Source organism: Vibrio aquimaris, from assembly GCF_009363415.1.
GTDB classification, from domain to species: Bacteria; Pseudomonadota; Gammaproteobacteria; order Enterobacterales; family Vibrionaceae; genus Vibrio; species Vibrio aquimaris.
Map to the genome: position 1 here is coordinate 479,250 of NZ_CP045350.1, position 26,728 is coordinate 505,977.

Annotated in this window: 25 protein-coding genes and 1 other RNA gene; 14 read left to right on the forward strand and 12 right to left on the reverse strand. The window is 43.5% G+C overall.

The window, feature by feature from the left end:
- Positions 1 to 114 precede the first annotated feature (114 nt).
- Positions 115 to 1,923 (forward strand): AMP-dependent synthetase/ligase, encoded by a 1,809-nt coding sequence (locus FIV01_RS02260; RefSeq protein WP_152429544.1) that lies wholly within the window; start codon positions 115 to 117, stop codon positions 1,921 to 1,923.
- A gap of 80 nt (positions 1,924 to 2,003) precedes the next feature.
- On the opposite strand, the gene FIV01_RS02265 is transcribed toward FIV01_RS02260, so the two are convergent.
- A complete protein-coding gene (locus tag FIV01_RS02265) occupies positions 2,004 to 3,995 on the reverse strand; it encodes an O-linked N-acetylglucosamine transferase, SPINDLY family protein (RefSeq protein WP_152429545.1) in 1,992 nt (663 codons plus the stop codon).
- Positions 3,996 to 4,458: 463 nt separating this feature from the next.
- Here FIV01_RS02265 and FIV01_RS02270 point away from each other — a divergent pair, with 463 nt between their 5' ends.
- Both FIV01_RS02270 and ilvN read left to right on the forward strand, forming a co-directional pair.
- Entirely contained in the window at positions 4,459 to 6,183 is a 1,725-nt protein-coding gene (locus tag FIV01_RS02270; RefSeq protein WP_152429546.1) for an acetolactate synthase 3 large subunit, read from the forward strand.
- 1 nt (position 6,184) lies between these two features.
- Positions 6,185 to 6,679, forward strand: a complete 495-nt coding sequence (gene ilvN / locus FIV01_RS02275; protein WP_152429547.1) for an acetolactate synthase small subunit — start codon at positions 6,185 to 6,187, stop codon at positions 6,677 to 6,679.
- Positions 6,680 to 6,736: 57 nt separating this feature from the next.
- Here the strand turns inward: ilvN and glpQ are convergent, their stop codons facing one another.
- The 7 genes from glpQ to FIV01_RS02310 all read right to left on the reverse strand — a co-directional run bounded on the left by glpQ (position 6,737) and on the right by FIV01_RS02310 (position 12,805).
- Positions 6,737 to 7,792, reverse strand: a complete 1,056-nt coding sequence (glpQ, locus tag FIV01_RS02280) for a glycerophosphodiester phosphodiesterase (RefSeq protein ID WP_152429548.1) — start codon at positions 7,790 to 7,792, stop codon at positions 6,737 to 6,739.
- A 51-nt stretch (positions 7,793 to 7,843) separates the two neighbouring features.
- On the reverse strand, positions 7,844 to 9,202 hold the full coding sequence (gene glpT, locus FIV01_RS02285; protein ID WP_152429549.1) for a glycerol-3-phosphate transporter: 1,359 nt from the start codon (positions 9,200 to 9,202) through the stop codon (positions 7,844 to 7,846).
- A 270-nt stretch (positions 9,203 to 9,472) separates the two neighbouring features.
- A complete protein-coding gene (gene serA / locus FIV01_RS02290; protein ID WP_152429550.1) occupies positions 9,473 to 10,702 on the reverse strand; it encodes a phosphoglycerate dehydrogenase in 1,230 nt (409 codons plus the stop codon).
- A gap of 254 nt (positions 10,703 to 10,956) precedes the next feature.
- On the reverse strand, positions 10,957 to 11,613 hold the full coding sequence (gene rpiA, locus FIV01_RS02295; protein WP_152429551.1) for a ribose-5-phosphate isomerase RpiA: 657 nt from the start codon (positions 11,611 to 11,613) through the stop codon (positions 10,957 to 10,959).
- 63 nt (positions 11,614 to 11,676) lie between these two features.
- Positions 11,677 to 12,264 (reverse strand): 5-formyltetrahydrofolate cyclo-ligase, encoded by a 588-nt coding sequence (locus tag FIV01_RS02300; protein ID WP_152429552.1) that lies wholly within the window; start codon positions 12,262 to 12,264, stop codon positions 11,677 to 11,679.
- Between the two features lie 26 nt (positions 12,265 to 12,290).
- A non-coding RNA gene (ssrS, locus tag FIV01_RS02305) (6S RNA) lies at positions 12,291 to 12,474 on the reverse strand.
- Positions 12,475 to 12,496: 22 nt separating this feature from the next.
- Positions 12,497 to 12,805 carry a cell division protein ZapA gene (locus tag FIV01_RS02310; RefSeq protein WP_152429553.1) on the reverse strand — a complete coding sequence of 103 codons (309 nt, stop codon included), beginning with the start codon at positions 12,803 to 12,805 and terminating at the stop codon, positions 12,497 to 12,499.
- 236 nt (positions 12,806 to 13,041) lie between these two features.
- Between FIV01_RS02310 and FIV01_RS02315 the strand changes: the two genes are divergently transcribed.
- From FIV01_RS02315 to FIV01_RS02325, 3 genes are read left to right on the forward strand one after another with little or no spacing between them, the layout of a single operon-like run.
- Positions 13,042 to 13,617: a YecA/YgfB family protein gene (locus FIV01_RS02315; RefSeq protein ID WP_152429554.1), complete on the forward strand. Its 576-nt coding sequence runs from the start codon at positions 13,042 to 13,044 to the stop codon at positions 13,615 to 13,617.
- Between the two features lie 13 nt (positions 13,618 to 13,630).
- A complete protein-coding gene (ubiH, locus tag FIV01_RS02320) occupies positions 13,631 to 14,809 on the forward strand; it encodes a 2-octaprenyl-6-methoxyphenyl hydroxylase (RefSeq protein ID WP_152429555.1) in 1,179 nt (392 codons plus the stop codon).
- A gap of 23 nt (positions 14,810 to 14,832) precedes the next feature.
- The gene (locus FIV01_RS02325) at positions 14,833 to 16,059 is read left to right on the forward strand and encodes an FAD-dependent 2-octaprenylphenol hydroxylase (protein WP_152429556.1); all 1,227 of its coding nucleotides are present in this window, start codon (positions 14,833 to 14,835) and stop codon (positions 16,057 to 16,059) included.
- Positions 16,060 to 16,102: 43 nt separating this feature from the next.
- Here the strand turns inward: FIV01_RS02325 and FIV01_RS02330 are convergent, their stop codons facing one another.
- The 3 genes from FIV01_RS02330 to ygfZ all read right to left on the reverse strand — a co-directional run bounded on the left by FIV01_RS02330 (position 16,103) and on the right by ygfZ (position 18,361).
- Positions 16,103 to 16,309, reverse strand: a complete 207-nt coding sequence (locus FIV01_RS02330; RefSeq protein WP_114787010.1) for a DUF1107 domain-containing protein — start codon at positions 16,307 to 16,309, stop codon at positions 16,103 to 16,105.
- 620 nt (positions 16,310 to 16,929) lie between these two features.
- Complete coding sequence (locus tag FIV01_RS02335; protein WP_152431632.1) at positions 16,930 to 17,403, reverse strand: aminoacyl-tRNA deacylase; 474 nt, start codon at positions 17,401 to 17,403, stop codon at positions 16,930 to 16,932.
- A complete protein-coding gene (gene ygfZ, locus FIV01_RS02340) occupies positions 17,393 to 18,361 on the reverse strand; it encodes a tRNA-modifying protein YgfZ (RefSeq protein WP_152429557.1) in 969 nt (322 codons plus the stop codon). The genes FIV01_RS02335 and ygfZ overlap by 11 nt, the downstream gene beginning before the upstream one ends.
- A 187-nt stretch (positions 18,362 to 18,548) precedes the next feature.
- Here ygfZ and FIV01_RS02345 point away from each other — a divergent pair, with 187 nt between their 5' ends.
- Positions 18,549 to 18,809 carry an FAD assembly factor SdhE gene (locus FIV01_RS02345; protein WP_114787008.1) on the forward strand — a complete coding sequence of 87 codons (261 nt, stop codon included), beginning with the start codon at positions 18,549 to 18,551 and terminating at the stop codon, positions 18,807 to 18,809.
- The gene (locus FIV01_RS02350) at positions 18,781 to 19,188 is read left to right on the forward strand and encodes a hypothetical protein (protein ID WP_152429558.1); all 408 of its coding nucleotides are present in this window, start codon (positions 18,781 to 18,783) and stop codon (positions 19,186 to 19,188) included. The genes FIV01_RS02345 and FIV01_RS02350 overlap by 29 nt, the downstream gene beginning before the upstream one ends.
- A gap of 5 nt (positions 19,189 to 19,193) precedes the next feature.
- Here FIV01_RS02350 and nadB read toward each other — a convergent pair whose 3' ends face one another.
- Positions 19,194 to 20,807 carry an L-aspartate oxidase gene (gene nadB / locus FIV01_RS02355; RefSeq protein ID WP_152429559.1) on the reverse strand — a complete coding sequence of 538 codons (1,614 nt, stop codon included), beginning with the start codon at positions 20,805 to 20,807 and terminating at the stop codon, positions 19,194 to 19,196.
- A gap of 383 nt (positions 20,808 to 21,190) precedes the next feature.
- Between nadB and rpoE the strand changes: the two genes are divergently transcribed.
- The 6 genes from rpoE to lepB all read left to right on the forward strand — a co-directional run bounded on the left by rpoE (position 21,191) and on the right by lepB (position 26,728).
- Positions 21,191 to 21,769 carry an RNA polymerase sigma factor RpoE gene (gene rpoE / locus FIV01_RS02360; protein WP_114787006.1) on the forward strand — a complete coding sequence of 193 codons (579 nt, stop codon included), beginning with the start codon at positions 21,191 to 21,193 and terminating at the stop codon, positions 21,767 to 21,769.
- Between the two features lie 14 nt (positions 21,770 to 21,783).
- Positions 21,784 to 22,416, forward strand: coding sequence for an RseA family anti-sigma factor (locus FIV01_RS02365; protein WP_172971841.1), 633 nt, complete (start codon positions 21,784 to 21,786; stop codon positions 22,414 to 22,416).
- Complete coding sequence (rseB, locus tag FIV01_RS02370) at positions 22,413 to 23,378, forward strand: sigma-E factor regulatory protein RseB (RefSeq protein ID WP_152429561.1); 966 nt, start codon at positions 22,413 to 22,415, stop codon at positions 23,376 to 23,378. The genes FIV01_RS02365 and rseB overlap by 4 nt, the downstream gene beginning before the upstream one ends.
- The gene (locus FIV01_RS02375; RefSeq protein ID WP_152429562.1) at positions 23,375 to 23,845 is read left to right on the forward strand and encodes a SoxR reducing system RseC family protein; all 471 of its coding nucleotides are present in this window, start codon (positions 23,375 to 23,377) and stop codon (positions 23,843 to 23,845) included. Before rseB ends, FIV01_RS02375 begins: the two co-directional genes overlap by 4 nt.
- Positions 23,846 to 23,950: 105 nt before the next feature.
- Positions 23,951 to 25,744 carry a translation elongation factor 4 gene (lepA, locus tag FIV01_RS02380; RefSeq protein ID WP_114787002.1) on the forward strand — a complete coding sequence of 598 codons (1,794 nt, stop codon included), beginning with the start codon at positions 23,951 to 23,953 and terminating at the stop codon, positions 25,742 to 25,744.
- 87 nt (positions 25,745 to 25,831) lie between these two features.
- Positions 25,832 to 26,728: a signal peptidase I gene (lepB, locus tag FIV01_RS02385; protein ID WP_114787001.1), complete on the forward strand. Its 897-nt coding sequence runs from the start codon at positions 25,832 to 25,834 to the stop codon at positions 26,726 to 26,728.

Consider the following 26,728-nt stretch of genomic DNA (forward strand, 5'->3'; position numbering starts at 1 on the left):
CAAGGTTCTTTACATTTCAAATATCAACTTTCATTCCCCCTAGTTGCCTTTTTTTTACCTAAATGTACACTTGTGCGCTCTGAAAGCTTACATACGTAAGCGAAAGGTAGGAATATGGCTTATATAGATTTTCATATTGTTAAAAGAATTCGTCAGCAGTTAGGTCAAAATGGTGATCGAGTCGCTCTTAAATACAAATCGGGCGATGCTTGGCAAGGTATTAGCTGGACTGAGTTTGGTGTTCAATTAGATAGCTTATCTCTAGCACTACTGGATCATGGTATTGAGGTTCAGGATAAGATTGGTATTTTTGCTAACAATATGCCTAATTGGACCGTTGCCGATCTCGCCTCTCTTCAAATTCGAGCGGTTACAGTGCCTATTTATCCGACTAATACCGCCAATCAAGCAGGCTATATTCTCAATAATGCTGATGTGCGCATCCTATTTGTTGGAGAGCAATCTCAGTTTGATGCAGCGGTCAGCGTTTTTGACCAGTGTCCTAAATTAGAATTAATAGTGACAATGTCAGAAGGCATCGATCTTGGCCAATATGGCTTTGCTTGTACTTGGCAGGAGTTTGTTGGCCGTCCTCAAAATCCACCCGAGGCACAACTTCAGCAGCGTTTGGCCGAAGCCAATTTGGATGACTTACTTACCCTTATATATACCTCAGGTACGACAGGGCAGCCTAAGGGTGTGATGCTAGATTATCGTAATGTCGCCTCGCAACTCGAAGGTCACGATAAAAGGCTTACACTCAGCCATAATGATGTTTCACTGTGCTTTCTTCCTTTATCTCACGTTTTTGAACGCGCTTGGAGTTTTTATACTCTGTACCGTGGAGCGACCAATTGCTACTTGCAAGATACAATGCAGGTTCGTGAAGCCTTGAGTGATATCAAACCAACGGTTATGTGCGCAGTCCCTCGCTTCTATGAGAAAATATTTTCTGCCATTCATGACAAGGTATCAAAAGCGCCAATGACTAAAAAACTGCTCTTTACTTGGGCTGTAAATATGGGCGCTAAGATGTCCTTGTGTCATCAAGAGGGCAGAGCACCCTCCTTTATGCTGCGAAAGTTTCATCAGCTTGCAGATAGTATGGTGTTGTCTAAATTGCGTGCTTTGCTGGGGGGCCAGATCAATTTTATGCCATGCGGCGGGGCCAAATTAGATGAAGCGATTGGTCGTTTTTTTCATGCAATTGGCATTAATATAAAGCTTGGCTATGGAATGACAGAAACCACCGCCACCGTCTCTTGTTGGGCTGATGATTGTTTCCACCCACAATCAATAGGCATATCCATGCCAGGTGCTGAGGTTAAAATTGGAACCAATAATGAAATTTTGGTTCGTGGGCCAATGGTGATGCGCGGTTATTACAAAATGCCCAAGGAAACGGCAGAGTCATTTGACGAGTTGGGCTTTTTAAAAACGGGCGATGCGGGCCACATAGATGATGAAGGTAATGTGTTTATTACCGATCGTATCAAAGAGCTAATGAAAACATCAGGTGGTAAATATATTGCGCCTCAGCTTGTCGAAGGGACGATCGGCAAGGATCATTTCTTTGAACAAGTGGCCATTATTGCTGATACTCGTAAGTTCGTTTCTGCTCTCATTGTGCCTTGTTTTGATAGCCTTGAAGCGTATGCGAAAGAGCTGAACATTAAGTACCAAGATCGTATCGAATTGATCAAGCATCACCAAGTTGTTGAAATGCTTGAACGTAGGGTAAATGATCTGCAAAAGGAATTAGCAAAATTTGAGCAGGTAAAGAAATTTAAGTTGCTACCTAAAGCGTTTTCAATGGATGCCGGTGAGCTGACTCCGACGCAAAAGCTTCGTCGTAAAGTCATCAACGAGAAATACCAAGATGAGATTGAAGAGATGTACCGTGATGATGTGGTGAAAAAATAAACCTCCCAATCATGAACACTTACTAATCTTAAAATCCCTTAAACTTTGTGTTTGAGGGATTTTTTGTTTTGTCTTATAAACTATTGTTCCTTCACCCAAATATCTGTGTAAGATTTTTGGTCAAAATAATCTTGATAAGCCATGATATAAGCTTTCTCTAAATTTTGAGTATATCGCTCAGTATCAAATAATGGTTTAGACATTGGTTGGCTAGTAAGAGTTTGTTTGATTTCTGCAAGTTTTTCAGGCTTGTTAGCGAGTTGCAAAATTACCTGCAGATACTCTTCATTTGTATGTGTGACAAGTTCAGGCAATCCTACAGCATGCAGCAAGCTTGTCGAGACTCTGGCAGCAAAGCCTTGTCCTGATTTGGTGACGACAGGGACACCAGCCCAAAGCGCATCGCTTGCCGTTGTATGAGCATTGACATTGAAGGTATCTAAGAAAATATCAGCATGTTGATATCTGGCTAAATGTTCCTCTTGTTGCAAAGGCTTGGCGAAGATCAAGCGTTCACTATTTACACCTCTTTGCTCGGCATGCTGCTTTAGATTTCTTTGCACATGGGGATTGTTGCTAAACAGCCAAAGAACACTTCCTTTTACCTTTTTTAATACATTCATCCAGATATCAAATTCTTTGGGGGAGAGTTTATATGGGCTGTTGAAGCAGCAAAAGACGAGCCCTTTATCGGGCAAACCCAACTCTTGTCTAGTCGATGAACATATAGGGATTAGGCGAGTGTTATTATTGGGTTGGTAGCTGTTGGGTAGATAAATAATATTCTCGGTATAATAGGGCCTTTGCTCTTGCGGGATAAGGTATGAATCGGCGATGAGATAGTCGATAAAGTCAGCACCAGTTGTGCCAGGGTAGCCAACATGGCTGATTTGCAACGCTGCTGGCCGCTTGGCAAAAATACCTAAACGCCCATCTCGGGTATGGCCTTTAAGATCAACCGCAATATCAATCCTATCTTTTCTTGCAAGTTTTGCGATCTCTAGGTCGCTTAACTTAGCTACATCATGAAAAACATCAAATAAGTCAGGCGCTTTCTTCCTGATATCATCACCCGTATTAGGGCCAAAAGAATAAGCGTAGACATCGAACTTTTCTCTGTCGTGCAGGGCAAAGACTTTAGACATGAGATGCATGGTGGCGTGGTCATGAAAATCAGCGCTGAAATAGCCAATGCGAAGTCGACTGGGTTTTTGGTTCGGCTTGGCTATCTGTGGTAAATCGCACACTAGGTGTTTGGATTTAACGAATTGTTCAGAACGAAGTCGATGTCTTAGTGGTGAGTCTTCAAAGGTTAGTGCTGCGAAAGGAGAGACGGCTTTACCTTGGATGCCGAGAGTTTCAACCTTAGGTATGTCTTCCTCCATGGCGGGCCAATCGCAAAGCCTTGCTTGTTGATATAGCTTTTTTAGCCTTACAGATTTCATGTGTGGGTCTAAGGTGAGGGCTTTTTGATATGCCATGACCGCCAGCTCTGGCTTATCTTGTTTTTCAAGTACCGCTCCTAAGTTATCATAGGCTTCAACGTGGTTTGGTTTCAGTGATAAAGCCTTCATATAACATTCGTACGCTTGCTTTAGCTTGTCTTGTTCTTGAAAGATAATGCCCAAGTTATTATGCGCTTCTGCATAATCTGGGTTTATTGTAAGCGCTTGCTGATAAGCTTTTACAGCGTCTTTTTGATTGCCAAGGTCTCTAAGTACCACGCCTTTGTTGTTATGCGCTTCTGCGTAATCAGGCTTGAGTGCCAATGCCTTTTGATAATACCCAAGTGCTTCTTGAAGTTTACCTTTATCTCTAAGCACGACAGCTAAATTATTATAGCCGCCAACATTTTCAGGGCATAAGTCGATAACCTGCTCAAATGCTTCAAGAGCCTGATCCATCTCTCCCACACTTTTACTTGCCACACCTAGAATATTCCAAATCATGCTGTTATTCGGGTGCTGTAGAGAGAGTGCTTGAGCTTGTTTTAATACCAAGTTTACTTGACCTTGATTATATTGCTCGATAAGTCTCTCGATGGTTTCATTGAGTGCTGTTTCTGAGGCCATGCTTGATTCTTAGTGGTGAGTTATCGCTTGTAGACACTCTAACATGAGACCTAGTTGAATAAAGTGAACGCTTTGCCAGTGGAGTAAATAATCCATTTATTTCACAAAAATCTGCTTATCCAAGACTAAAGGACACGTTTCACTCAAACACAAAATATAAAATTTTTGTCTAAATATACTTATAGTCTGACATGACCATCTAAATACTGATAACTGATTAGCTTGATTCACTGCCCACACCTCAATCTGTAGCATCTTGTTTAAAGTGAGATCTAAATTTGATTAGATCATTGTTTAAGAAAACGTTACATTTGTTGCTCGAACTTGTTTTGTGTTACATCACAGCAAGGCATAGCCGAAAAAGTGGAAGTATTTCGATTAGGCTACGAATAAGCCCTAGACTATGTAAACCCAGCACCTATTGATTGACCTTATCAATAGGAGAGTTGGCGAGGAGAAAAATATGGCAGTAATGTTGTCCGGTGCAGAGATGGTTGTTCAATCTCTGATCGAGGAAGGTGTGGAACAAATCTTTGGTTATCCTGGTGGTTCCGTTCTGGATATTTATGATGCTCTGCACGCTAAGACAGATCAAATCAAACATGTACTTGTTCGCCATGAACAAGCTGCAACGCATATGGCAGATGGTTATACACGTGCTACAGGTAAGCCAGGCGTGGTGCTTGTGTGTTCGGGGCCAGGTGCAACCAATACGGTAACAGGTATCGCTACCGCCTATATGGACTCGATACCCATGATTGTCATTTCTGGTAATGTACCTAATAACCTAATTGGTAATGATGCGTTCCAAGAGTGTGATATTGTTGGTGTGTCTCGACCTATTGTGAAGCATAGCTTCTTAGTTAAAGAGGCGAAAGACATCCCAGACACCATGAAAAAAGCGTTTTACATCGCTACAACAGGTCGCCCAGGTCCAGTGGTCATTGATCTGCCCAAAGACGTTATGAATCCCCTTAATAAGCTGCCTTATGAGTATCCTGCTAACTTGTCGATGCGCTCCTATAAACCGACCACGACTGGGCATAAAGGCCAGATCAAAAAAGGTCTTAAAGCGCTGCTTGCCGCGAAAAAACCCGTTTTATACGTGGGCGGCGGAGCTGTCATATCTCAAGCCGATGAATACCTTTTGCAACTCTCAGAGAAGCTGAACCTACCTGTAGTTAGCACACTTATGGGGCTTGGGGCTTTTCCTGGCACGCATAAAAATTCTCTTGGTATGTTGGGCATGCATGGGCTTTATGAAGCCAATATGGCGATGCACAACGCCGATCTTATTTTTGGTGTGGGAGTACGATTTGACGACAGAACCACCAATAACCTAGAAAAGTACTGCCCCAATGCCAAAGTGATGCACATAGATATCGATCCGTCTTCGATTTCTAAGAATGTGCAGGCTGATTTACCTATTGTTGGCTCAGCAGAAAAAGTCTTAGCAAGCATGTTGTCTTTGCTCGAAGAACAAGGCGCAGTCAATGATCATCAAGCCATGCAAAGCTGGTGGGATGATATTCAAACTTGGCGCGATCGTAATTGTTTGTCTTATGACACCTCTTCTGAGCGTATCAAACCTCAGCAGGTCATTGAAACTCTCTATAAGTTGACCAATGGTGATGCATATGTGGCCTCTGATGTTGGTCAACACCAAATGTTTGCGGCGCTTTACTATCCGTTCAATAAATCGCGTCGCTGGATAAACTCAGGAGGTCTTGGCACTATGGGCTTTGGCTTTCCAGCAGGTCTTGGTGTGAAATTTGCCAAACCGGAAGAAGAAGTAGTGGTGGTAACGGGGGATGGCAGTATCCAAATGAACATTCAGGAACTGTCGACAGCAATGCAATATGACATTCCCGTCAAAATCATTAATCTTAACAACCGCTTCCTAGGTATGGTTAAGCAGTGGCAAGATATTGTCTACCAAGGCAGACACTCGAACTCGTATATGAGCTCTGTGCCTGATTTTGTCGCAATTGCTAAAGCCTATGGACATGAGGGGATCAGGATCGAGACACCAGATCAACTCGAGTCAGGACTCAAACAAGCATTAGAGATGAAAGACAAACTGGTATTTGTTGATATCAATGTTGATGAGACTGAGCATGTATATCCAATGCAGATCAAAGGCGAGGGTATGGACAAGATGTGGTTAAGCAAGACGGAGAGAACTTAAAATGAGACATATTATTTCATTGCTAATGGAAAACCAACCGGGCGCATTATCTCGGGTAGTAGGTCTGTTCTCACAGCGTGGCTACAACATTGAGTCTTTAACCGTATCGCCGACCGATGATGAAACCCTTTCACGCTTGAACATCACCACGATTTCAGATGACATGCAGTTAGAGCAGATTCAAAAGCAGCTCAATAAACTTATTGATGTGTTAAAAGTTCAGGAAGTGACGGAATTTGATCATGTTGAACGCGAACTCATGATGGTTAAAGTGAGAGCTAGCGGTATGGCTCGTGAAGAAGTCAAACGTACTGCCGATATTTTTCGCGGCCAGATTGTTGATGTCACCGCTTCACAATACACAGTTCAGTTAGCGGGCACCAGTGAAAAGCTTGATGCTTTCATCCAAGCCATTTCGGAAGCAACCGAAGTGATTGAAGTCGCAAGAAGTGGTGTCGTGGGTATTGCACGCGGTGAAAGAGCGCTCAAAGCATAGAGTATAGGTCATTTAGTGAAAAGCCTTAGTAAAATTACTAAGGCTTTTTTGATCTTATTATTGGTTTAAAAAGTTAACCGCTTTATCTGGAAAATCAGTGAATAAACCATCGACTTTTACTTGGTTGTAGAAAATATCCATCATGCCTTCAAAGCTATCTGTGTAGGCAGGGATGCGACCAGGATCGGCGCGGAAAGTGTAGGGGTGAACGTCTAACCCAGCGTCTTTCGCTTCTTTCATCATCGGTTTGATGATGATGTTATTTTTAGTGGATTTGTCATCGACCAGCATAGGTTTCCATGGGCCAATGCCTTCAGCGTACTTGGCAACTTCTTTCATGGCGCCGGGTTTAAACATCCAGTCGTAGCTGTAAGGCGTTGCTTTATCGCCCTGATAAACCATGGTTTCATTCCAATCAGTATGAGCAATCAATTGAACCAGTTTGAGATCCATACCCATTTTTGGCATCAGTTCATCATTGATACGTTTTAGCTCGTTAGCGTCAAAACATTGCAAATAGACTTTGTCATCTTGAGCGTCATAACCATATTGCTTAAGCACTTTCAGGACTGCTGAGGAGATGTCTTTACCTTCATGGCGGTGAAACCAAGGTGCTTTGACTTCTGGGTAAATACCAATATCGTAGCCAAGCGTTTTATTAAGGCCTTGAATAAGCTCTATTTCTTCGGCAAGTGTTGGTACGTTAGAATCAGATTTCCACATTGGGAAACGTGTCGGGTAGCCAGCTACCTTGTTGCCTTTGTCATCAATGTTAAACCCTTCAGTGACTTTAAGCATTTTGATTTCTGCCAGAGTAAAGTCAATCGCGTAGTAACGACCATCTTTGCGCGCTCTGTCTGGAAAGCGCTCTGCCACGTCTGTCACTCTGTCTAGATAATGATCATGCAGCACAACCAGTTGATCGTCTTTGGTCATGACGACGTCTTGTTCTATATAGTCAGGTTTCATCGCATAGGCTAGGGCTTTTGCTTCTAGCGTGTGTTCTGGTAAGTAACCAGAAGCGCCACGGTGAGCAATAACAAGAGGTTTAGCGATAGCACCAGCAGATAAACTCAGAGTTAAAAAAGTAGTAGTGAAAGATATAGATTTCATTGTTATCGTCCTTGATAAAAAAGCGGCAGCTAAGCTGCCTTTGTGATTGATTTAAGCAAGCGCGGTTTTTTGTTTTTGTTCATGGTGCGCCTTTTCACCTAAGAAGGCGTAAATGAGACACACTATGGAGGTAATGCATGAGCCGACCAGGATGATAAAGCCACCATCCCAACCAAAATGATCGACGGTGTAGCCCAACACAGCATTTGCGGCGACAGCACCTCCTAAGTAGCCAAATAAACCTGTAAGACCTGCGGCTGTTCCTGCAGCTTTTTTCGGTGCGAGTTCAAGAGCATAAAGCCCGATTAGCATCACAGGGCCATAGATTAGGAAGCCAATGGCAACTAATGCAGCCATGTCGATGGCAGGATTACCTGCTGGGTTAAACCAGTAGACAAGTACAGCGACGGTGACTAATACCATAAATAAGATCCCCGCTGGTGCGCGGCGACCCTTGAAGAGCTTATCGGATATCCAGCCACACAATAAGGTGCCCGGAATGCCCGCCCATTCGTATAGGAAGTAGGCCCATGAGGATTTATCAACGGTAAACTCTTTAGCTTCTTTTAAGTACACTGGTGCCCAGTCCAATACGCCGTAGCGAATCAAATAGACAAAGGCGTTAGCAATCGCGATAGACCACAGCAGTTTGTTTGAGAATACATACTTAAAGAAGATTTCTTTGGCTGTCATCTCTTTTTCATGTGACTTATCGTAGTCATCCGGATAGTCGTCTTTGTATTCTTCGATAGGAGGCAGGCCACAGGATTGCGGAGTATCTCGCACCGTCATCCAGATGAAAATCGCTACGAGTGTGGCAAAGAATGCTGGAACATAAAATGCAGCTTTCCAATCTTCATTGAAAGCCCAAAGCCCAAGTAGGAACATAGGACCAATCAGACCACCGCCTACGTTGTGCGCCACATTCCACACCGAGACTATCTCGCCCCGCTCTTTACGTGACCACCAGTGAACCATGGTTCTGCCGCAGGCTGGCCAGCCCATGCCTTGGAACCAACCATTGAGAAACAGCAAAATAAACATGGCAGTAATGCTGCCTGTTGCCCATGGCATAAAGCCAAAACAGAACATGACCAGTGCAGACATCAAAAGACCACCGCTTAAAAAGTAGCGCGGGTTTGAGCGATCAGACACGCTACCCATTAAGAATTTCGATAAGCCATAAGCGATAGAGACAGCCGCTAAAGCAACACCAAGATCGCCTCGGCTAAAGCCTTGTTCAATCAGATAAGGCATTGCTAAACTAAAGTTTTTGCGTACTAAGTAGTAGCCAGCATAGCCAACAAAAATGCCAATAAAAAGTTGCCAACGTAAGCGTGAATAAGTGCTATCTATCAGCCCAGAAGTGAGCCGGTCGATATGCGCCTTAGGTTTGAAAACTCCAAACATAGGACCTCATTATATTTGTGCGATGGTGATAAAAATGAAAACAGAACGAGCAAAAGTGATTTCGTTCGAAAGTGTTCGGAATTGTATGAATAATAAAAGCGATTTCTGTGATAAATACTACATAAGTGTTAAATATTGATGAAATTAAGTAATCTAATCTGGAGAACTTGGATCTGGATGCAGTAAAGCGCAGCTTTTGAGCTTGTTAGGAAAAACGAATGAGGGAGAGAATAAAGCCGCCGCTTTGGGAAAACGGCGACCAAATAAAGGTTAATGCAGAATACGAGCGCGAATGGTGCCTTCAATACTCTTGAGCTTTTTCAACGCTTCTTCAGAACGATCGCTTTCTACATCGATAACCACATAGCCAATGTCAGCATGAGTTTGTAAATACTGACCCGCAATATTGATCCCTTCTTCAGCGAAGATGGTGTTAATTTGGGTCAAAATACCAGGGCGGTTTTTATGAATGTGCAGTAAGCGAGAGCAATCACGGTGCTCTGGCAAGGATACTTCAGGGAAGTTAACACTCGATAGGGTTGAACCATTATCTGAATATTTTGCGAGCTTACCTGCGACTTCAACGCCAATGTTTTCTTGTGCTTCTTGTGTAGAGCCACCCACATGAGGCGTGAGAATGACGTTATCAAACTTTTGCAGTGGAGACTCAAAAGGATCTGCGTTGGTTTTTGGCTCTGTTGGGAATACATCAATGGCAGCGCCTGATAAATGCCCAGATTCCATGGCCTGACACAAAGCAGGTATATCGACCACAGTGCCACGAGCGGCGTTGATAAAGATAGCGCCAGGTTTCATTAGTTCAAACTGCTCTGCGCCCATCATATTCTTGGTTCCAGCTGTTTCTGGTACATGTAAAGAAATGATGTCGCATTTATTGAGGAGCTCTGCCATGGTGTGTACTTGGGTGGCGTTACCAAGGGACAGCTTGTTTTCGATATCGTAAAAGTACACTCTCATGCCTAGGTTTTCAGCGATGATGCCAAGCTGAGTACCTATATGACCATAACCTATGATCCCGAGCCTTTTTCCTCTTGCTTCGTAAGAATTTTCAGCGCTTTTCTTCCATACTCCGCGATGAGCCAGTGCATTCTTTTCTGGAATGCCTCGCAGCAGAAGTAATACTTGCCCAAGTACTAATTCAGCAACACTTCTTGTGTTTGAAAAAGGTGCATTAAAGACAGGGATCCCTCTCGCTGCAGCGGCGCCGAGATCAACCTGATTGGTGCCGATGCAAAAACAGCCTATGGCCACTAACTTCTCAGCTGCATCAATAACGGCTTGTGATAAGTTCGTGCGTGAACGAATACCAATAAAGTGCACATCTTTTACCGCATCAAGGAGGGCCTCTTCTGAAAGAGAGCCTTTGTGATATTCGATATTGGTGTAACCAGCAGCTTGCAATACTTCAACGGAAGAAGGATGAAGCCCTTCAAGAAGTAGAATCTTAATCTTATCTTTTTCCAGTGAAACTCTGGCCATAGTGTTCGTCCTTAAAAAATTAAATTTGGGGGCTTAAGTTGTGCACAAGTCTTGTAACTGTATTAAAGCCAACATTACTTGAGTTTTTTTATTGACGCAAACGTTTTCGTTACGCATCTTCTGCTCATTAAATTAACAAAAAAGTTTAGCTTTGGGTAAGAAAATAAAAGTATATGGAATAATTTTTAATAAGATAGATGAAAAAACAGCACCTAATGGTGCTGTTTGCAATGAAGTGTCTGAAATAGATAAAACTAACTTTCGACTTTGGCACCTTGTGGTGTCCCAGTGATCACAACATCTGCTCCTCGATGAGCGAACAAGCCGACCGTGACAACGCCTGCAATGGCATTAACGTCGTTTTCGAATTGTTTCGCATTGGTAATGCGAAGACCATGTACATCTAATATGACGTTGCCGTTATCCGTTGTTACCCCTTCTCGATAAACAGGATCACCCCCGAGCTTAACCAGTTGACGAGCCACGTAGGAACGCGCCATAGGGATAACTTCTATAGGAAGCGGAAACTCCCCTAGAACCTCGACCGCTTTGCTGCCGTCGACGATACAAACAAATTTATTTGAGATAGCAGCAACAATTTTCTCTCTGGTCAGAGCGGCGCCGCCTCCTTTGATCATCTCGCGTGATGGATTGATTTCATCAGCGCCGTCTACATAGACATCCAAGTAGGAAACATCATTGCAGTCAAAGATTTCAATGCCTAGGGCTTTAAGCTTTTCAGTGGAGGCTTCAGAGCTAGATACAGCGCCTTTGATATCGTCTTTGATACTGCCTAAGGCATCGATGAAGTGATTGACTGTTGAGCCTGTACCTACACCAACTATGCTGCCTTTTTCCACGTACTCAAGTGCTGCCCAACCGGCTTCCTTTTTCATTTCATCTTGCGTCATGCCCGTCTCCTAAACTGGGTTTAAATTATGCGTCTGGAGCGCGATTATATATCCAATCTGAGACTATTCCCAATCCCAGATCTTTTTAGGAGTAAGGATTTTGGGTAAAGGCACATCCCATGACTCGACTGGCAGCTGCTCAACTTCTTGACAATTATGAGCAAGACCGATTGGTTTTGGCCCAGATTGAGAGTGAAACCAAGGCTCTAACGTACGATCATAGTAACCCCCACCCATACCAAGGCGATGGCCCTGTTTATCAAAGGCCACTAACGGTGTACAGATAATATCTAGCTGCTCAACTGGTATTATTTTGTTTTTTTCAAGCTTAGGCTCTGAGATGTTATAGCGGTTAGAGACCATGGACGTATTCTCGTCATAGCTAAGAAATAACAGGTGGCCAGATGAAAAAGGATGAATAACAGGGAGATAAACATCTTTTCCGAGCCTTTTAAGCTCTTGAATAATAAGAGAGGTTCCGACTTCACCATCGGCAGACAGGTACAAGGCAATATGCTGAGCTTGTTCAAGTTCAGATAAATTGAGGAAATGACTTGTCAATGCGATGGCAGCTTGACTTTGCTCATCTTGATTCAGTTGATTGCGTTTTTGACGGATGAGTTTTCGGTAGTCCTGCCGCGAAAGAGTCATAAGAATGCCACTGATGAAGAGATGTAGGGTACCCCAGAGTGCCGTTGGAGATTTGGGACCCTTGAACCAGCAGGTTCAAGGCGGATCGGCAATGGTAACCGTAGGCTTCTCGGTTCAAGCCGAGCTTGCTCAATAGCTATCAAGTACCAACCCTTAAGTATTGCTTATCGGCTCAGGGACTTAATCCCCTAACGAACACTCCAGGGTAAATTCTTATTGTTGGCCAAAAAGCTTATTGCTTTTCCAGCTTTACTTGACCAAGCGCATCGCTTAATAAGGTGGTTAGTTGTTCCAACTTATTGTCGAGCGCTTTTTTTTGCTCTACTTCTAATGTATCACGGCTTTCCAATTCATGACAGACGTTCAATGCCACAAAGGTGAGTAATTGTACTTCATTGGTGATTTTTGTCTTAGAAGTCATATCTTTTAGACGTTCATCAAGTTGCTGAGCCGCATTGCGTAGCGACTCCTCTTGCCCAGCAGGGCAGTTTACTCGAGTTAATTTGCCTAAAATTTCAACTTCAACTGCTTGATTACTCATAGCGACCCTGAATACGTTAGTTGGGTGTGATATGTAGATGATCACCAAGGAAGAAACTATAGAAAAAGGCTTGTTAAGATTCAAGCTTTTCCCTCTCGACAGTGTAAATTCCCATGCAAAACTACACTAATTAACCAGATTGTATAAAAGCCACTCACAATCGGCTAATCGTTCGTTTTCGCTACCTCAAGTAAATGCTAGAATCGGTATTATTTACTTATTTTTGGGATGCTTGTATGAGCGAACATAAGTTGCCAGCCTATTTGACCCTAGCAAGTGAACTTCAAACCGCTGGTTTAGCAGTGAATCCTGCTGAGTTACACGGATTAATGGCTGGTATGTTAAGTGGCGGTTTGAGCCTAACAGACAAAAGTTGGCAGCCGATGATTTTTGACTATACCAATGATGGCATGGGGTGGCCTGCTAAACCACTGCAACTGGCTCAAACTACATTAGAGGCGACAGTTGCTGAGTTTACAAGCTCCGCCATGAATATCTCAATCTTGCTCCCTGATGAAGAGGCGAGCGCTAGCTTATTTGATATGGCGGATGGTGTTGCTGAGTGGGTTAATCACTATATTTCTGGACTTGGTTTAGTGGGCGCTGAACTTAGGCAAGCATCCAAGGACACCAAAGAGGCGTTGGCAGACCTAGAAGAAATAGCCAAATTAGGTATTGACGAAGACGATGATCTTGAAGAACAAGCGCAATTGCTTGAGCAAGTGATTGAACACATCAAGGTTTGTGTATTAACCATACATGCTGAGTTTGGTCAGAAACCTGAGAAACCAAAGGCCCCGACCATTCATTAATGTAGGATATTTCATGAAGCAGTTTGATATTGTCATCACCGGAGGTGCAATGGCAGGGATGACATTGGCGCTGGCGGTGAGTAAGTTATCGGGTGGTTCACTGTCCATTGCTGTCGTTGAACCTTATCAGGCTGATTATGACGCTCATCCAGGATTTGATTCGCGAGCCATTGCTTTATCGCTTGGTACGGTCAACATTCTTAAACAGTATGATCTTTGGCAAGGTATGGCTGAGTTTTCGACGCCAATAAAGCACATCCATGTGTCTGACCGGGGTCATGCGGGTATGACAGACATTGATCACCAAGACATACCAGTAGACGCACTGGGTTATGTGGTTGAGCTTACTGACGTCGGACGATACTACAGTGAACAATTGAGCGAGCATAACAATATTCACCTGTTGTGCCCTGCTCGCGTGAGCCAGATAGAAAGGTTGCAGCATCAAGTTTGCGTTACTCTCAATGATGGTCAATCGTTAGCAAGTAAACTGTTGGTTGCTGCCGATGGTGCGAGATCAACTTGCTGTAAACAATTGGAGGTTGAGTCAGAGTTGCATGATTTTGAACAAGTGGCGGTTATAGCAAACGTTAAAACTGCTCAAGCTCACCAAGGTAAAGCTTTTGAACGCTTCACTTCATCAGGGCCTTTGGCGCTTCTACCTATGAGTGAGCAAAGAATGTCTTTGGTCTGGTGCCTTAAACCCGATCAAGCCACGCAGATAATGTCTCTAGATGATTCAGAATTCAAACAGGCATTGCAAGCGGCTTTTGGTTGGCGGCTAGGGAAATTTCAAACTATTGGCCACAGAAGCAGTTATCCACTGCAACAAAGCTTTCGCCAGCAAAACACTTCACATCGATTAGCGATTATTGGTAACGCAGCACAAACCCTTCATCCAATTGCCGGACAAGGATTCAACTTAGGCATTCGAGATATTGCGACACTGGCAGAATCAATAATGTCTCATGTTCAAGACCCAGGTGATTACTCCGTGTTGAGTCAATATCAGAGTCGTCGAGAGCTTGATAGGTCCATGACACTATCATTGACTTCATCGCTGGTTCATATTTTTTCCAATGATTATCTGAGTTTTAGGGTTGCTCGTAATCTGGGGTTAGCGGCAATGGACAATGCGACCATGCTTAAAGCTCCTTTATTAACAAGAACATTAGGTTTGGTTGCTAGGTAGCAATCTGAGTGAGGAAGGGTTCGATGATACAAAGCGTTGATATCGCAATTGTTGGTGGAGGCATGGTAGGGCTGACGCTTGCCGCTGCTTTCAAAGACACTGACTTGCGAGTAGCGGTAATTGAAAGTCAGATACCAGAGTGTGGAATCAATGACCTCCCTGATGTCCGAGTCTCTGCTCTCAGCCGTTCGAGTGAAGTCATTTTACGTAATCTAGGTGCATGGGAGGGGATAGTTCAACGCAGGGCATCCCCTTACTCGGCAATGGAAGTTTGGGAGCAAGATAGTTTTGCTCGTATTGAGTTTGATGCAAAGAAGCTCGCTCAACCGGATCTCGGACATATTGTGGAAAATAGAGTGATTCAACTGGCTCTGCTCGACAGGGTCAAGCAAATGCAGAATGTAAGCCTTCATCTACCTGCTCAGTGTCATTCGATGGCGGTTGGTGAAAGTGAAGTATGGCTGAACCTTGCGAATGGGCAAGGGCTCACAGCAAAACTCGTGGTGGGTGCAGATGGCGCTAACTCTTGGGTACGCAGACAATTGGATATTCCGCTCACTCACTGGGATTATGGTCATAGTGCGATAGTCGCGAATGTTTGGACTGCTGAGGAACATGGCAAAGTCGCCCGTCAAGTATTTACTTCACAAGGCCCTCTTGCGTTTTTGCCCATGCTTCAGAGTAATATGAGTTCCATCGTGTGGTCAACAGAACCTGAGCGTGCTGAATATTTAGTATCAGTACCCGACCAAGAATTCAACAAAACACTGACAGCTGAATTTGATGCAAGACTGGGATTATGCGAAGTGGTTGGTAAGCGTGCGTCCTTCCCATTAAAAATGCGTTATGCACGGGATTTTGTGGCGGATAGAGTCGCATTAGTTGGTGATGCTGCGCACACCATTCATCCTTTAGCGGGGCAGGGGGTGAATTTGGGGTTGCTGGATGCGGCATGTCTCGCTCAAGAAGTTCAAACCAGTTGGCGTAAAGGCCATGATATTGGTAGTCGTCGGCATTTGCGGGGCTATGAACGCTGGCGCAAATCGGAAGCCGCGAAAATGATCGCGTCGATGCAAGGTTTCAAAGACTTATTCTCCGGTGATAATCCTGCTAAGAAATTAGTTCGGGGGCTGGGCATGACTTTGGTTGGCCAGTTACCAGGTGCCAAAGATGAGATCATGAAAAGAGCGCTAGGACTTAAAGGGAATTTACCTGTATTAGCTAAGTATTTAGAGCAAGAAGCAGTTTGATGTAATGAAAAGGGCTGGTTTTGACCAGCCCCCTGTAAAACTTTTATATGTATGCGCAGCGTAGACGCATTATTTCCTGATTAACTTCTTTCACCGTTTTAAAGTGACGCTTTTCTGCCCTTTCTGGTAGCACGAGCTTTCCGTTATCGAATTCAAATCGTCCAACTCCACAAATATAAATCCTTCCCTTAAACAATCGACTTACATGTTTAGCAATCATACCTGGCATGTAGCGCTTAAACAGTCTCATAGAGTGATCCTTATATGTAGCAAGCACCGCAAGTTTAAAATTTTCCGCTCAATATTAATGTGATTATGATGGAAATTTATGCAGTAAAATGAGTTTCTTTTGGGTATTTGTGCTTTATCAAGCAAGATTACAGATAGATACCCATTTCTATGTGATGTTTTCCCTAAGTTATGCTCTGTCTATGGAAATCATCTCGTACTATTTAGTCACCAAATAGTAAACCCGAGATTTATGACAGTTTTAAGAATAGTATAATATTTTTTTTATGTGACAATTTAAGGTAAATTTTTTGCATAAAAAAAGCCCGCATATCGCGGGCAAACAGTCACAGATGCATTACACAAGAGAAAAATCACTGATGTGTTCAGTGGTCTCACTGTGTGGTTAGACATTTAGCCTAGTAACCGTAACCAAAGGGCATTGCAACGATAGACATCGCAGTTACCACCAGGCACAGGCATGAATGTTCCTAACAATACAAGTGTAATTCATGATGTGGTAAATGACTTCAAATGCCGTTTATATGAATATAAATGCCCTGACTTTTATCTTTTATTGAGTATTGACTCACATTTAAATGTTAGATGTTTGGTTCTTGAGCTTTGCCAGTTAGACATAGGTCAGCGACAAATATCCGCTAAGACAGGATTACATAGGTTAAACAAGTCATCGATCTGTAATGCAATACCGGCAAGTAGAGAACCACTGCTGATAGTGACCTCGCTTTGTTGCATTAGTCGATGGTCGAAAATGATGGGCATCTTGGTTGGCAACAATAAAGGAGTGACTGTACCTACTTGGTATCCAGTCAGTTTCTCTATGTCGGACTTATCGACACATGTCATGCGTCGGCAGCCTAATAGGCTCCGCACCCTTCTTGGATCCGCTAAGCGATCGCCGGGGATACAAGCCAGCGCATACAAATTCCCCATATCTCGCAGAACAATACACTTAACCATTTGCTCGGGTAAAATCCCTCTCTGCTTTGCAGCGTCTTCAATAGTAGTAGCTGGAGATTGATGAGAAAGTACGCGAAACGAAACCCGCTGCGCGTTCAGGTAGCGGGTAATATTGGTATCAAGGCTATTGGTCATCATCGAGTGAGTATGGGAGCGGTTGTATTGTCCAAGAAGAATCTGGTTGGCTTGATAGACGAAGCTTAGTATCAGCGTCAAGATTATTAGGCAGAACAATAAGGCCTAGGGCTTTGTTGTCGTTAAACGAGTAGCTTGCGATTAAATCACCGGCGCTGCGCCAGTTTTCACCCACTGAACGTTCCAGCTCTGGGTTTTCTGATAGTGCTTCGGAGTAGTCACCTGATACGATTTGTAAAGACCTTTTATTCATGCCTCGATATTTGGCTCTGGCGACGGTTTCTTGACCAGTGTAACACCCTTTACTGAAGCTAATACCTCGAAGAGCTTGCAGGTTTAACGCTTGTGGGATGTGTTCGTTTTGCACATCTTCACTTACGATAGGTATCGCCGATTGAATGTCTAATAATGTCCAAATTTCTTCAGAGATTTTAGGCGCATCAATAGATTGACAGAGTTTGGACGCAGTATCTTTATCGACCGCGAGTAACCACCTTTGCTCATCTATTTGTACCGCGGTGCCCCCATCTATGGGTCGAACTGAACCTGGTTGTGATGATAAGCTATTGATTGTATTGATGGCATTTTTACCTACTAGGCCGAGCAGTACATCGGTACTAGAAAGAAATTCGATTTTAGAAAAAATGGCGTACTTTTTTAGCTCAGCAAGTTCTTTCTCCATGGCTGACTTTGGTTGAAACATTGCGTAGCCAGAGCGGTGGTGAAATAAACGAAATATACTCCATGTTTTTCCTTTCGCGTCACAATGCGCGCCTAGGGTGCTTTCATCTTCAGAAAGTTTGACTACGTCACATGTAACTTGACCTTGTAAGTAAGATTTCTTGTCATCACCTTCAGCAGTAATCATCCCCCATGATGCTAAATAAGTTAATGACAATTCTGGAAGCGGGTCTGTACTGGATAATGAGAGTTGATTAAAGTCGTTTTGCCAATTCATGTTCTTTACCTGAGTGCAATAGTTTGTTAGCTATGTTAGCGCTGAACGACCTTAGGAAACAACCTTTCAACCAGTATGGGAAGTGTTATAAATCTGTTAGCTCACTCGGGATTGTGACTTAGTTAGTGGTGGTTCGATTTATTGATTGTTACACTCGCGAAAAACAACCTAAAAGGTGGAAATTAAATTGTATACTCCGGAAGAAAAAGCTCGTATTAAATGGGCATGTCGTCGAGGTATGTTGGAGCTCGATGTGGTCATTATGCCATTTTTTGAAGAATGCTTTGAAGAGCTACAAGAAGAGGAACAGCGTGACTTTGTTGCACTGCTAGAGTGTGATGATCCAGATTTATTTACTTGGATAATGGGGCACGGGCGTAGTGATAATTTAGGTCACGCCTCTATGGTTGACAAAATCGTTGCTCACAACCTCAGTAAAGTACGTTAGGTTAGTTGCGTCAACGTCATTTATCGCTTGTCAGGTTAATTTCACTATCTTGATTTTAGCCTGCAGTGTCTTTTCGGCTTCGAATCTTCCACTACCATTAACTCTTTATCTTGCTGCTTGTGTCTATAGACATCATTGTATTTCCGGCTGGTTAGTCAATGCCCTCAAAGGTAATCTGACCATATCTAACTCTGGTTTAGGTGAATTGAATGGTCGCGAGTTCATGGTCAAAAAGAAAGTAATGCTGCTACCAGCACTTGGTTTGCTTTTGCAATTTGATGGTGGAGAAAGGCACATTTTGTGGCGCGACAGTGTGTCTGAAAAGGACTACCGGTTGTTATTATCAATGTTTAAAAGGGAGCGACAAACTCCCCTTTAAATCATTTAGAGCAATTTTTCAGGGCACAATATCGTTGGGCCGCTATTTGGTGCTAGCTCAGGATAATCGAGAGTGTAGTGTAGTCCACGACTCTCTTTCCTTTCCATGGCGCAGCGTACCATAAGTTCTGCTACCTGAAGTAGGTTACGCAGCTCTAGTAAGTTATTCGATACCTTGAAGTTGCTGTAATATTCGTGCGTTTCTTGTTGGAGTAATTGGATGCGCCGTAGGGCCCGTTCAAGGCGCTTGTCTGTGCGCACTATCCCCATGTAATCCCACATAAATAAACGCAGCTCGTGCCAGTTATGTTGGATCACGACTTCTTCGTCAGAACAACTAACCTGACTTTCATCCCAAGCAGGGAGTGGGGGGGGCATAGTCGCGTTGGCAAGCTTTTCTATTATGTCGTTTGCCGCAGACCAGGCGTACACAACGCATTCAAGCAAAGAGTTAGAAGCCATGCGGTTGGCCCCGTGAAGACCTGTATAACTTACTTCGCCAACAGCATAAAGTCGTGATAAGTCAGTTTCACCCTGTTTGTTGACCATAACACCACCACAGGTATAGTGGGCGGCAGGGACCACGGGAATCGGCTCTTTGGTCATATCAATGCCCAATTCGATAAGCCGACTATAAATGGTTGGAAAGTGTTTTTCGATAAACTCTGCAGGCTTGTGGCTGATATCTAAGTACATGCAATCTGCCCCAAGACGTTTCATTTCAAAGTCAATTGCTCTTGCGACGACATCACGTGGGGCAAGTTCCTCTCTCGAGTCAAAGTCCGGCATAAACCGAGTGCCGTCAGGACGCTTTAAAAATGCGCCTTCTCCTCGTAAGGCCTCAGTCAGCAGGAAATTTCTTGCTTCTGGGTGATACAAGCATGTTGGGTGGAATTGGTTAAATTCCATGTTGGCGACTCGACATCCTGCTCTCCAAGCAATGGCAATACCATCTCCTGAAGAAACATCTGGATTAGATGTGTATTGGTATACTTTTGATGCGCCGCCAGTCGCAAGCACAACAAACTTGCTTCTAACCGTTTCAACGCGTTCTTGATTACGGTTCCATATGTAGGCGCCGACGATTTTGGCAGGATCACCACCAATTTTATCTTCACATATTAAATCGAGAGCATTGTGACGTTCTAAAACGGTGATATTAGGATGATGGTGAGCATTATCTTGAAGTGATGTTTGCATCGCCATTCCAGTGGCATCGGCAGCATGCAAGATTCTTCTGTGGCTATGCCCGCCTTCTCGGGTTAAATGATAACGAGGTTTATCATCGCTATCGCCCTCTTCTCGATCAAAAGGTACGCCACCATCGATCAGCCATTGGACGCAAGTTTTTGCATTTTTGGCAATAAACTCAACCGTCTCTTGTTCACATAATCCTGCACCAGCAATAAGAGTGTCTTGTACATGCGAATCAATACTGTCAGATTCGTCAAATACGGCAGCTATGCCACCCTGTGCATAGTAAGTCGAACCTTCACTTCTTGGTCCTTTACTCAATACGATTACTTTGCCGTATTCGGCCACACGTAACGCCAGCGATAGACCCGCTGCGCCGCTGCCCACCACTAACACATCGCATTGATGCTCACGGTTTGTGTTCATAACACTTTTAAGTTCCTGAATAAAATAGTGCTGACACCATGGAAGATGCAGGGCATCAGTCATTAAATATGGTTGTTCACTAAGCTGAATGAATTACTTTCATCAAGCTCTCAGAAGTGGAGTACATCGATAATACTAACATTTCAATGAATGCAATTCTTTGTAAATAGCATTGCTTTTGGGTGCTTTCGTCCCCACAATCATTGATTATATAGTTATCGAATCATCGCTCGTTAGATAAAATCTACAAAAAGTTTGAACTTTATATTTATCACTGAGTCACAATAGTGCTCAAGTAAGCGGTGGTGTCAATACTGCGTTTTGAATAATTAATACTCATATCTGTAAGGTAGGGGTCGATAACAATAGGAGTACAGGCTCGAATGAACGAGCAGCTGACCGATCAAGTGCTTATTGAGCGAGTTCAGAATGGAGATAAGCAAGCCTTTAATCTCTTGGTGGTAAAATACCAAAACAAAGTCTGTAACCTTATCTCTCGCTACGTCAATAATCCTGGTGACGTACCTGATGTAGCACAAGAGGCATTTATTAAAGCTTATCGTGCCATACCAAGTTTTCGAGGTGAGAGCGCCTTCTATACTTGGTTGTATAGGATAGCGGTTAATACTGCTAAAAATCACATTGTTGCTCAGGGGCGTAGGCCACCAGCGCAAGATGTAGATACTGAAGAAGCTGAATACTACGAAACAGGTAGTGCATTGAAAGAAATTTCGAACCCTGAGAACTTAACGTTGTCCAAAGAATTGAAACGAGTGGTTTTTGGTGCGATCGAAGCACTGCCTGATGATTTAAAAACGGCAATGACGCTACGAGAACTGGATGGTTTGAGTTATGAAGAAATTGCTGCGGTAATGGAATGTCCAGTAGGAACGGTACGTTCACGTATCTTCCGGGCTCGTGAAGCGGTTGAGAAGAAGATTCAACCTCTTTTGCAACGCTAATGCCAAAAAGGTTAATGGTGAAAAGAATGGCTGACAAAGAGAAAATTTCAGCACTCATGGATGGAGAATTGGTTGATAAAGCACTAATTAGCGAATTAGAGCAAGATCAATTGAGCCAAGAAACTTGGAACAATTATCATTTGATTGGTGATGTGATGAGAGGTGAGTCTCCCCAAACAATGGAGTGGGATATCGCCGATAGCGTTGCGCTTGCACTGGAAAAAGAACCGGCTCATTCCAGAGCATCTGTGAAAGGTGTGACAGAAGTTCATTCACCTATAGAGCAGCCCAATCCAGTGAAAGCAAGGCTTAAACTGCCTGCGTGGCTGAATCAGTTTGGCCAAGTTGCAGTTGCTGCCTGCGTCTCTTTGGCGGTAATCCTTGGCGTACAACAATATGGCGGTAGTGAACCTGGACAGGCAGATCTAGAACAGCTCCCCGTTTTGCAAACTATCCCGTTTTCGGGTAGTGCAGAGCCTGTAAGTTTGACTCGCAGTTCAGTTGAGCATCCAGCTGCATCAAATACATCCAATGTTCAGGAACAGAGACGACGTATTAATGCTATGTTGCAGGATTATGAGTTGCAATTACGCCTCAATAGCGATGTTACAGAACATAATGACAATCCAGAAACGGTAGTTGAATGAAAAAAATTCTGACCAGTGTACTGGCACTGTTCAGTTTGAGTTCGCCACTCGCCTTTGCAGAAGAAAGAACTGCAGAGGCGTTGTTGCATCAAATGAACGAGGCCAGTCAGCACCTCAGCTATGAACTTTCTTATATTCTGATTAAGAAAAATAGTATTGAGCCTCTTTTATACCGCCATGCTCGCAATAATAATCAGCAGCTTGCTCATCTCGTTTATCTCAGTGGTCCAAGTCGGGAAGTAATAAGACGTGGTAGTGAGGTTAGTTATATTGAACCTGGCGTTGAGCCTTTTACTATCGAATCGGGCAACATAGTTGCACCCACTATCCCACTTTTAAATAGTGATGTGGAAGAGCTAAGTCGATTTTATGATTTTATTCAGGTTGGTCGTGCTCGAGAGGCTGGTGTGGCTTGTCAAGTTTTGAGAGTTGCTTCCAAAGACGGCCTTCGTTACTCGTATATATTGTGGGTTGATGAGAAGACTAAATTGCCACTCAGAGCGGATCTCGTTGACCGAGAGGGTGAAGTGCTCGAGCAGTATCGCACCATTTCATACAGTGTTGATGACAATATATCTGAGATATTAGGTGCGCTAAATACGGTAAAGTTACCTGGCGTATTGTCTTTACCCAAAGGTGCATTAGAGGACAGTTTCTGGACTGTGGGGTGGATTCCCAAGGGGTTTGAATCCACGGAGCTGAATCGTTATAGAATGGGAAGCACTGAGCGTATGGTGGAAACGCAAATGTTCAGCGATGGTCTGTTTAGTTTCTCAGTTTATGTCTCACAAAGCGATGACTACTCATTGAAAGGTCAACTTGTTCGACAAGGTCGCCGCACACTGCACAGCTATGTTAAAGGTGATAAAGAAATTTCTGTGGTTGGTGATATTCCACCCGCAACCGCGAAAAGAATTGCCCAGTCGGTGACCATTAAAAAATCTATGGGCACAGCACAATGATGACGGCTCTGGCGACGGTTACCTCGGTTACTCCTAATGCAGACGGTTTTATTGTCGAACTAAGTTGCGATCAACAAACCAGTTGCTCTAAGTGTTCATCTCAAAAAAGTTGTGGTACTGGGATTGTATCTAAAGCAGTAGGTAGTAAATTATTACATTGGCAACTAAATACTTCTGAGCCAGTGAAAGCAGGTCAAGTGGTTGAAATCGGTCTTCCAGAGAGAAGCATTATACAATCAGCGAGTTTGGTTTACCTAGTCCCACTATTTGCCATGATTTTCGGAGCGCTATTAGGAGAGTGGTTGCTAAAGCCTATATTAGGCTACGGAGAAGGCTTAGTTATTTTATCATCTGTTCTTAGTGCGGTTATCGGAGTCTATTGCGCCAAACGGCTAGTGATGAAACTTGAGCAAGGATCGTTAACAGATGTCAAATTGCTGCGCGTATTAGGTAAACCAATTAGCTAGTGCGAATTGTCTAGAAATTGGTTAGAATCTGCCAACTTGATCGAAGTGCCGCGAAAACGCGGCCTTTTTATGTCCCTATTTTTAAGAGTTTAGTCACACCATATCATGAAGCATATTCGTAATTTTTCGATAATCGCCCACATCGACCACGGTAAGTCGACCCTATCTGACCGTTTGATCCAAGACTGTGGAGGATTGAGTGACCGTGAAATGGCAGCTCAAGTTCTCGATTCTATGGACTTAGAACGTGAGCGCGGTATCACCATTAAATCTCAGAGTGTGACACTCAATTACACAGCTAAAGATGGTGAGACGTATCAACTGAATTTTATCGACACCCCTGGGCATGTTGACTTTGCCTATGAGGTATCTCGCTCTCTCGCTGCATGTGAAGGCGCTTTATTGGTCGTTGATGCTGGCCAAGGCGTAGAAGCACAGACTTTGGCAAACTGTTACACGGCGATTGAGATGGACCTTGAAGTGGTTCCTATTTTAAACAAAATTGATTTGCCAGCAGCAGATCCAGAGCGTGTTGCCGAAGAAATTGAAGAAATCGTTGGTATTGATGCGATGGAAGCAACCCGTTGCTCGGCAAAAACCGGACTTGGTATCGAAGAGGTACTGGAAAATATAGTTTCAGCGATTCCAGCGCCAGAAGGTGACGAAAACGCTCCATTGCAGGCGCTTATTATTGATTCTTGGTTTGATAACTACCTTGGTGTTGTATCTCTAGTACGAATTAAAAATGGCGTGCTGAAGAAGAATGACAAAATCAAAGTCATGAGCACAGGACAAGTTTGGGGTGTTGACCGCCTGGGTATTTTCACGCCTAAGCAAGAGGATACAACTCAGCTTAACACTGGTGAAGTAGGTTGGGTTGTATGTGGAATCAAGGATATCCTTGGTGCTCCGGTTGGTGATACTTTGACGCTCGCAAAACATGGTTGTGAAACACCTTTGCCTGGCTTTAAGAAAGTGAAGCCACAAGTTTATGCTGGTCTTTTCCCAGTCTCGTCGGATGATTACGAAAACTTCCGTGATGCTTTGGGCAAACTTAGCCTCAACGACGCGTCTTTATTCTATGAACCTGAAAATTCTGCTGCATTAGGTTTCGGTTTCCGCTGTGGTTTCCTTGGTATGCTTCACATGGAAATCATTCAAGAGCGTCTTGAGCGAGAGTATGACTTAGATCTTATCACTACAGCGCCGACTGTGGTTTACGAAGTTAAGCAAACAGACGGTGAACTTCTGTATGTGGATAGCCCAGCCAAACTTCCTGCAGTGAACGATATTGAAGAAATACGTGAACCGATTGCTCGTTGTAATATTCTCGTTCCTTCTGATTATCTAGGTAACGTAATTACTTTATGTGTTGAAAAGCGCGGCATTCAAGTTGATATGGTTTATCACGGCAATCAAGTCGCGGTAACTTATGATATCCCTATGGCAGAAGTGGTGCTTGATTTCTTTGACCGCTTGAAATCTACCTCTCGTGGTTATGCGTCACTGGATTACAACTTCCAGCGTTTTGAAGCGTCAAACATGGTGCGAGTCGACGTATTGCTCAATGGTGATAAGGTTGATGCTTTGGCATTGATTACACATAAAGATAATTCTCAAAGCCGTGGTCGCTTGCTTGTTGAAAAGATGAAAGAGTTTATTCCTCGCCAGATGTTTGATATTGCTATTCAAGCAGCAATAGGCAATCACATCATTGCTCGCTCAACAGTCAAACAGTTGCGTAAAAATGTAATTGCAAAATGTTATGGCGGTGATGTTAGCCGTAAGAAGAAACTGTTGAAGAAGCAAAAAGAAGGTAAAAAGCGTATGAAGCAGATCGGAAATGTGGAGCTGCCTCAGGAAGCTTTCCTTGCGATTTTGCATGTTGGTAAAGATTAGATAATCGTTTTCTGATAAATTAACCTATGACTAAGTGAAAGGGTAACAGCCCTTTCACTTTCGTGTTTTAAGAGATAAGGGAAGTCAATGGCGAATACATTTTCACTGATCCTAGTTATTGTCACTTTGGTAACCGGTATTGTTTGGGTACTGGAGAAGTTGGTGTTTGCTAAAAAGCGTCATGCTCAACTGGCGACAATCGAAGCTCAAACCCAACAGCTTGATGCCACAGTGACAGAAAAGGTGGTTAAGCAGCCATGGTGGATTGAAAACTGTGTATCAATATTTCCGGTTATTGCTGTCGTGCTTGTATTGCGTTCGTTCATTTATGAGCCATTTCAAATCCCATCGGGTTCTATGATGCCGACTTTGCTTGTCGGGGACTTTATCCTAGTAGAAAAATACGCTTATGGTCTTAAAGATCCGGTATGGCGTACCCAGTTAGTTGAAACGGGCAAACCGGAGCGCGGCGATGTCACTGTGTTTAAATATCCACCACAGCCAAACATTGATTACATCAAGCGTGTGGTTGGCTTACCTGGCGATTTGATTCGTTACAGTGGTGATAAACAGTTATGTATTCAAAAGTCGGGTACGTCAGTGTGTGAACCTGTAAAATTGTCTAATGTTGAGCAAAGTGAATTTAGTGACAGAGGTATTCAGCAGATCCAGATGACAGAACAACTAGGTAGTGTTGCACATAATGTTTTGGTTAACCCGCTGGTTCGTAACCCTGTTGAGCAGTATTACCCTCGCAGTGGTACTACTGAATGGGTGGTACCCCAAGGGCATTACTTTGTAATGGGTGATAACAGAGACAATAGTGCCGATAGTCGTTTTTGGGGCTTTGTGCCTGAAGCTAATTTGGTCGGCAAGGCGGTTGCGATTTGGATAAGCTTCGAATTTGAGCGTGATGCAGATAGTATACTGCCTTCATGGATCCCAACAGGTGTGCGCTTTAATCGCATCGGTGGTATTAAATAA

Excerpts from the sequence above, each read along its gene's own strand:
- FIV01_RS02260 (WP_152429544.1), top strand. The coding sequence starts at position 115 with ATGGCTTATATAGATTTTCATATTGTTAAAAGAATTCGTCAGCAGTTA.
- FIV01_RS02265 (WP_152429545.1), bottom strand. The coding sequence starts at position 3,995 with ATGGCCTCAGAAACAGCACTCAATGAAACCATCGAGAGACTTATCGAG.
- FIV01_RS02270 (WP_152429546.1), top strand. The coding sequence starts at position 4,459 with ATGGCAGTAATGTTGTCCGGTGCAGAGATGGTTGTTCAATCTCTGATC.
- ilvN (WP_152429547.1), top strand. The coding sequence starts at position 6,185 with ATGAGACATATTATTTCATTGCTAATGGAAAACCAACCGGGCGCATTA.
- glpQ (WP_152429548.1), bottom strand. The coding sequence starts at position 7,792 with ATGAAATCTATATCTTTCACTACTACTTTTTTAACTCTGAGTTTATCT.
- glpT (WP_152429549.1), bottom strand. The coding sequence starts at position 9,202 with ATGTTTGGAGTTTTCAAACCTAAGGCGCATATCGACCGGCTCACTTCT.
- serA (WP_152429550.1), bottom strand. The coding sequence starts at position 10,702 with ATGGCCAGAGTTTCACTGGAAAAAGATAAGATTAAGATTCTACTTCTT.
- rpiA (WP_152429551.1), bottom strand. The coding sequence starts at position 11,613 with ATGACGCAAGATGAAATGAAAAAGGAAGCCGGTTGGGCAGCACTTGAG.
- FIV01_RS02300 (WP_152429552.1), bottom strand. The coding sequence starts at position 12,264 with ATGACTCTTTCGCGGCAGGACTACCGAAAACTCATCCGTCAAAAACGC.
- FIV01_RS02310 (WP_152429553.1), bottom strand. The coding sequence starts at position 12,805 with ATGAGTAATCAAGCAGTTGAAGTTGAAATTTTAGGCAAATTAACTCGA.
- FIV01_RS02315 (WP_152429554.1), top strand. The coding sequence starts at position 13,042 with ATGAGCGAACATAAGTTGCCAGCCTATTTGACCCTAGCAAGTGAACTT.
- ubiH (WP_152429555.1), top strand. The coding sequence starts at position 13,631 with ATGAAGCAGTTTGATATTGTCATCACCGGAGGTGCAATGGCAGGGATG.
- FIV01_RS02325 (WP_152429556.1), top strand. The coding sequence starts at position 14,833 with ATGATACAAAGCGTTGATATCGCAATTGTTGGTGGAGGCATGGTAGGG.
- FIV01_RS02330 (WP_114787010.1), bottom strand. The coding sequence starts at position 16,309 with ATGAGACTGTTTAAGCGCTACATGCCAGGTATGATTGCTAAACATGTA.
- FIV01_RS02335 (WP_152431632.1), bottom strand. The coding sequence starts at position 17,403 with ATGACCAATAGCCTTGATACCAATATTACCCGCTACCTGAACGCGCAG.
- ygfZ (WP_152429557.1), bottom strand. The coding sequence starts at position 18,361 with ATGAATTGGCAAAACGACTTTAATCAACTCTCATTATCCAGTACAGAC.
- nadB (WP_152429559.1), bottom strand. The coding sequence starts at position 20,807 with ATGAACACAAACCGTGAGCATCAATGCGATGTGTTAGTGGTGGGCAGC.
- rpoE (WP_114787006.1), top strand. The coding sequence starts at position 21,191 with ATGAACGAGCAGCTGACCGATCAAGTGCTTATTGAGCGAGTTCAGAAT.
- FIV01_RS02365 (WP_172971841.1), top strand. The coding sequence starts at position 21,784 with ATGGTGAAAAGAATGGCTGACAAAGAGAAAATTTCAGCACTCATGGAT.
- rseB (WP_152429561.1), top strand. The coding sequence starts at position 22,413 with ATGAAAAAAATTCTGACCAGTGTACTGGCACTGTTCAGTTTGAGTTCG.
- FIV01_RS02375 (WP_152429562.1), top strand. The coding sequence starts at position 23,375 with ATGATGACGGCTCTGGCGACGGTTACCTCGGTTACTCCTAATGCAGAC.
- lepA (WP_114787002.1), top strand. The coding sequence starts at position 23,951 with ATGAAGCATATTCGTAATTTTTCGATAATCGCCCACATCGACCACGGT.
- lepB (WP_114787001.1), top strand. The coding sequence starts at position 25,832 with ATGGCGAATACATTTTCACTGATCCTAGTTATTGTCACTTTGGTAACC.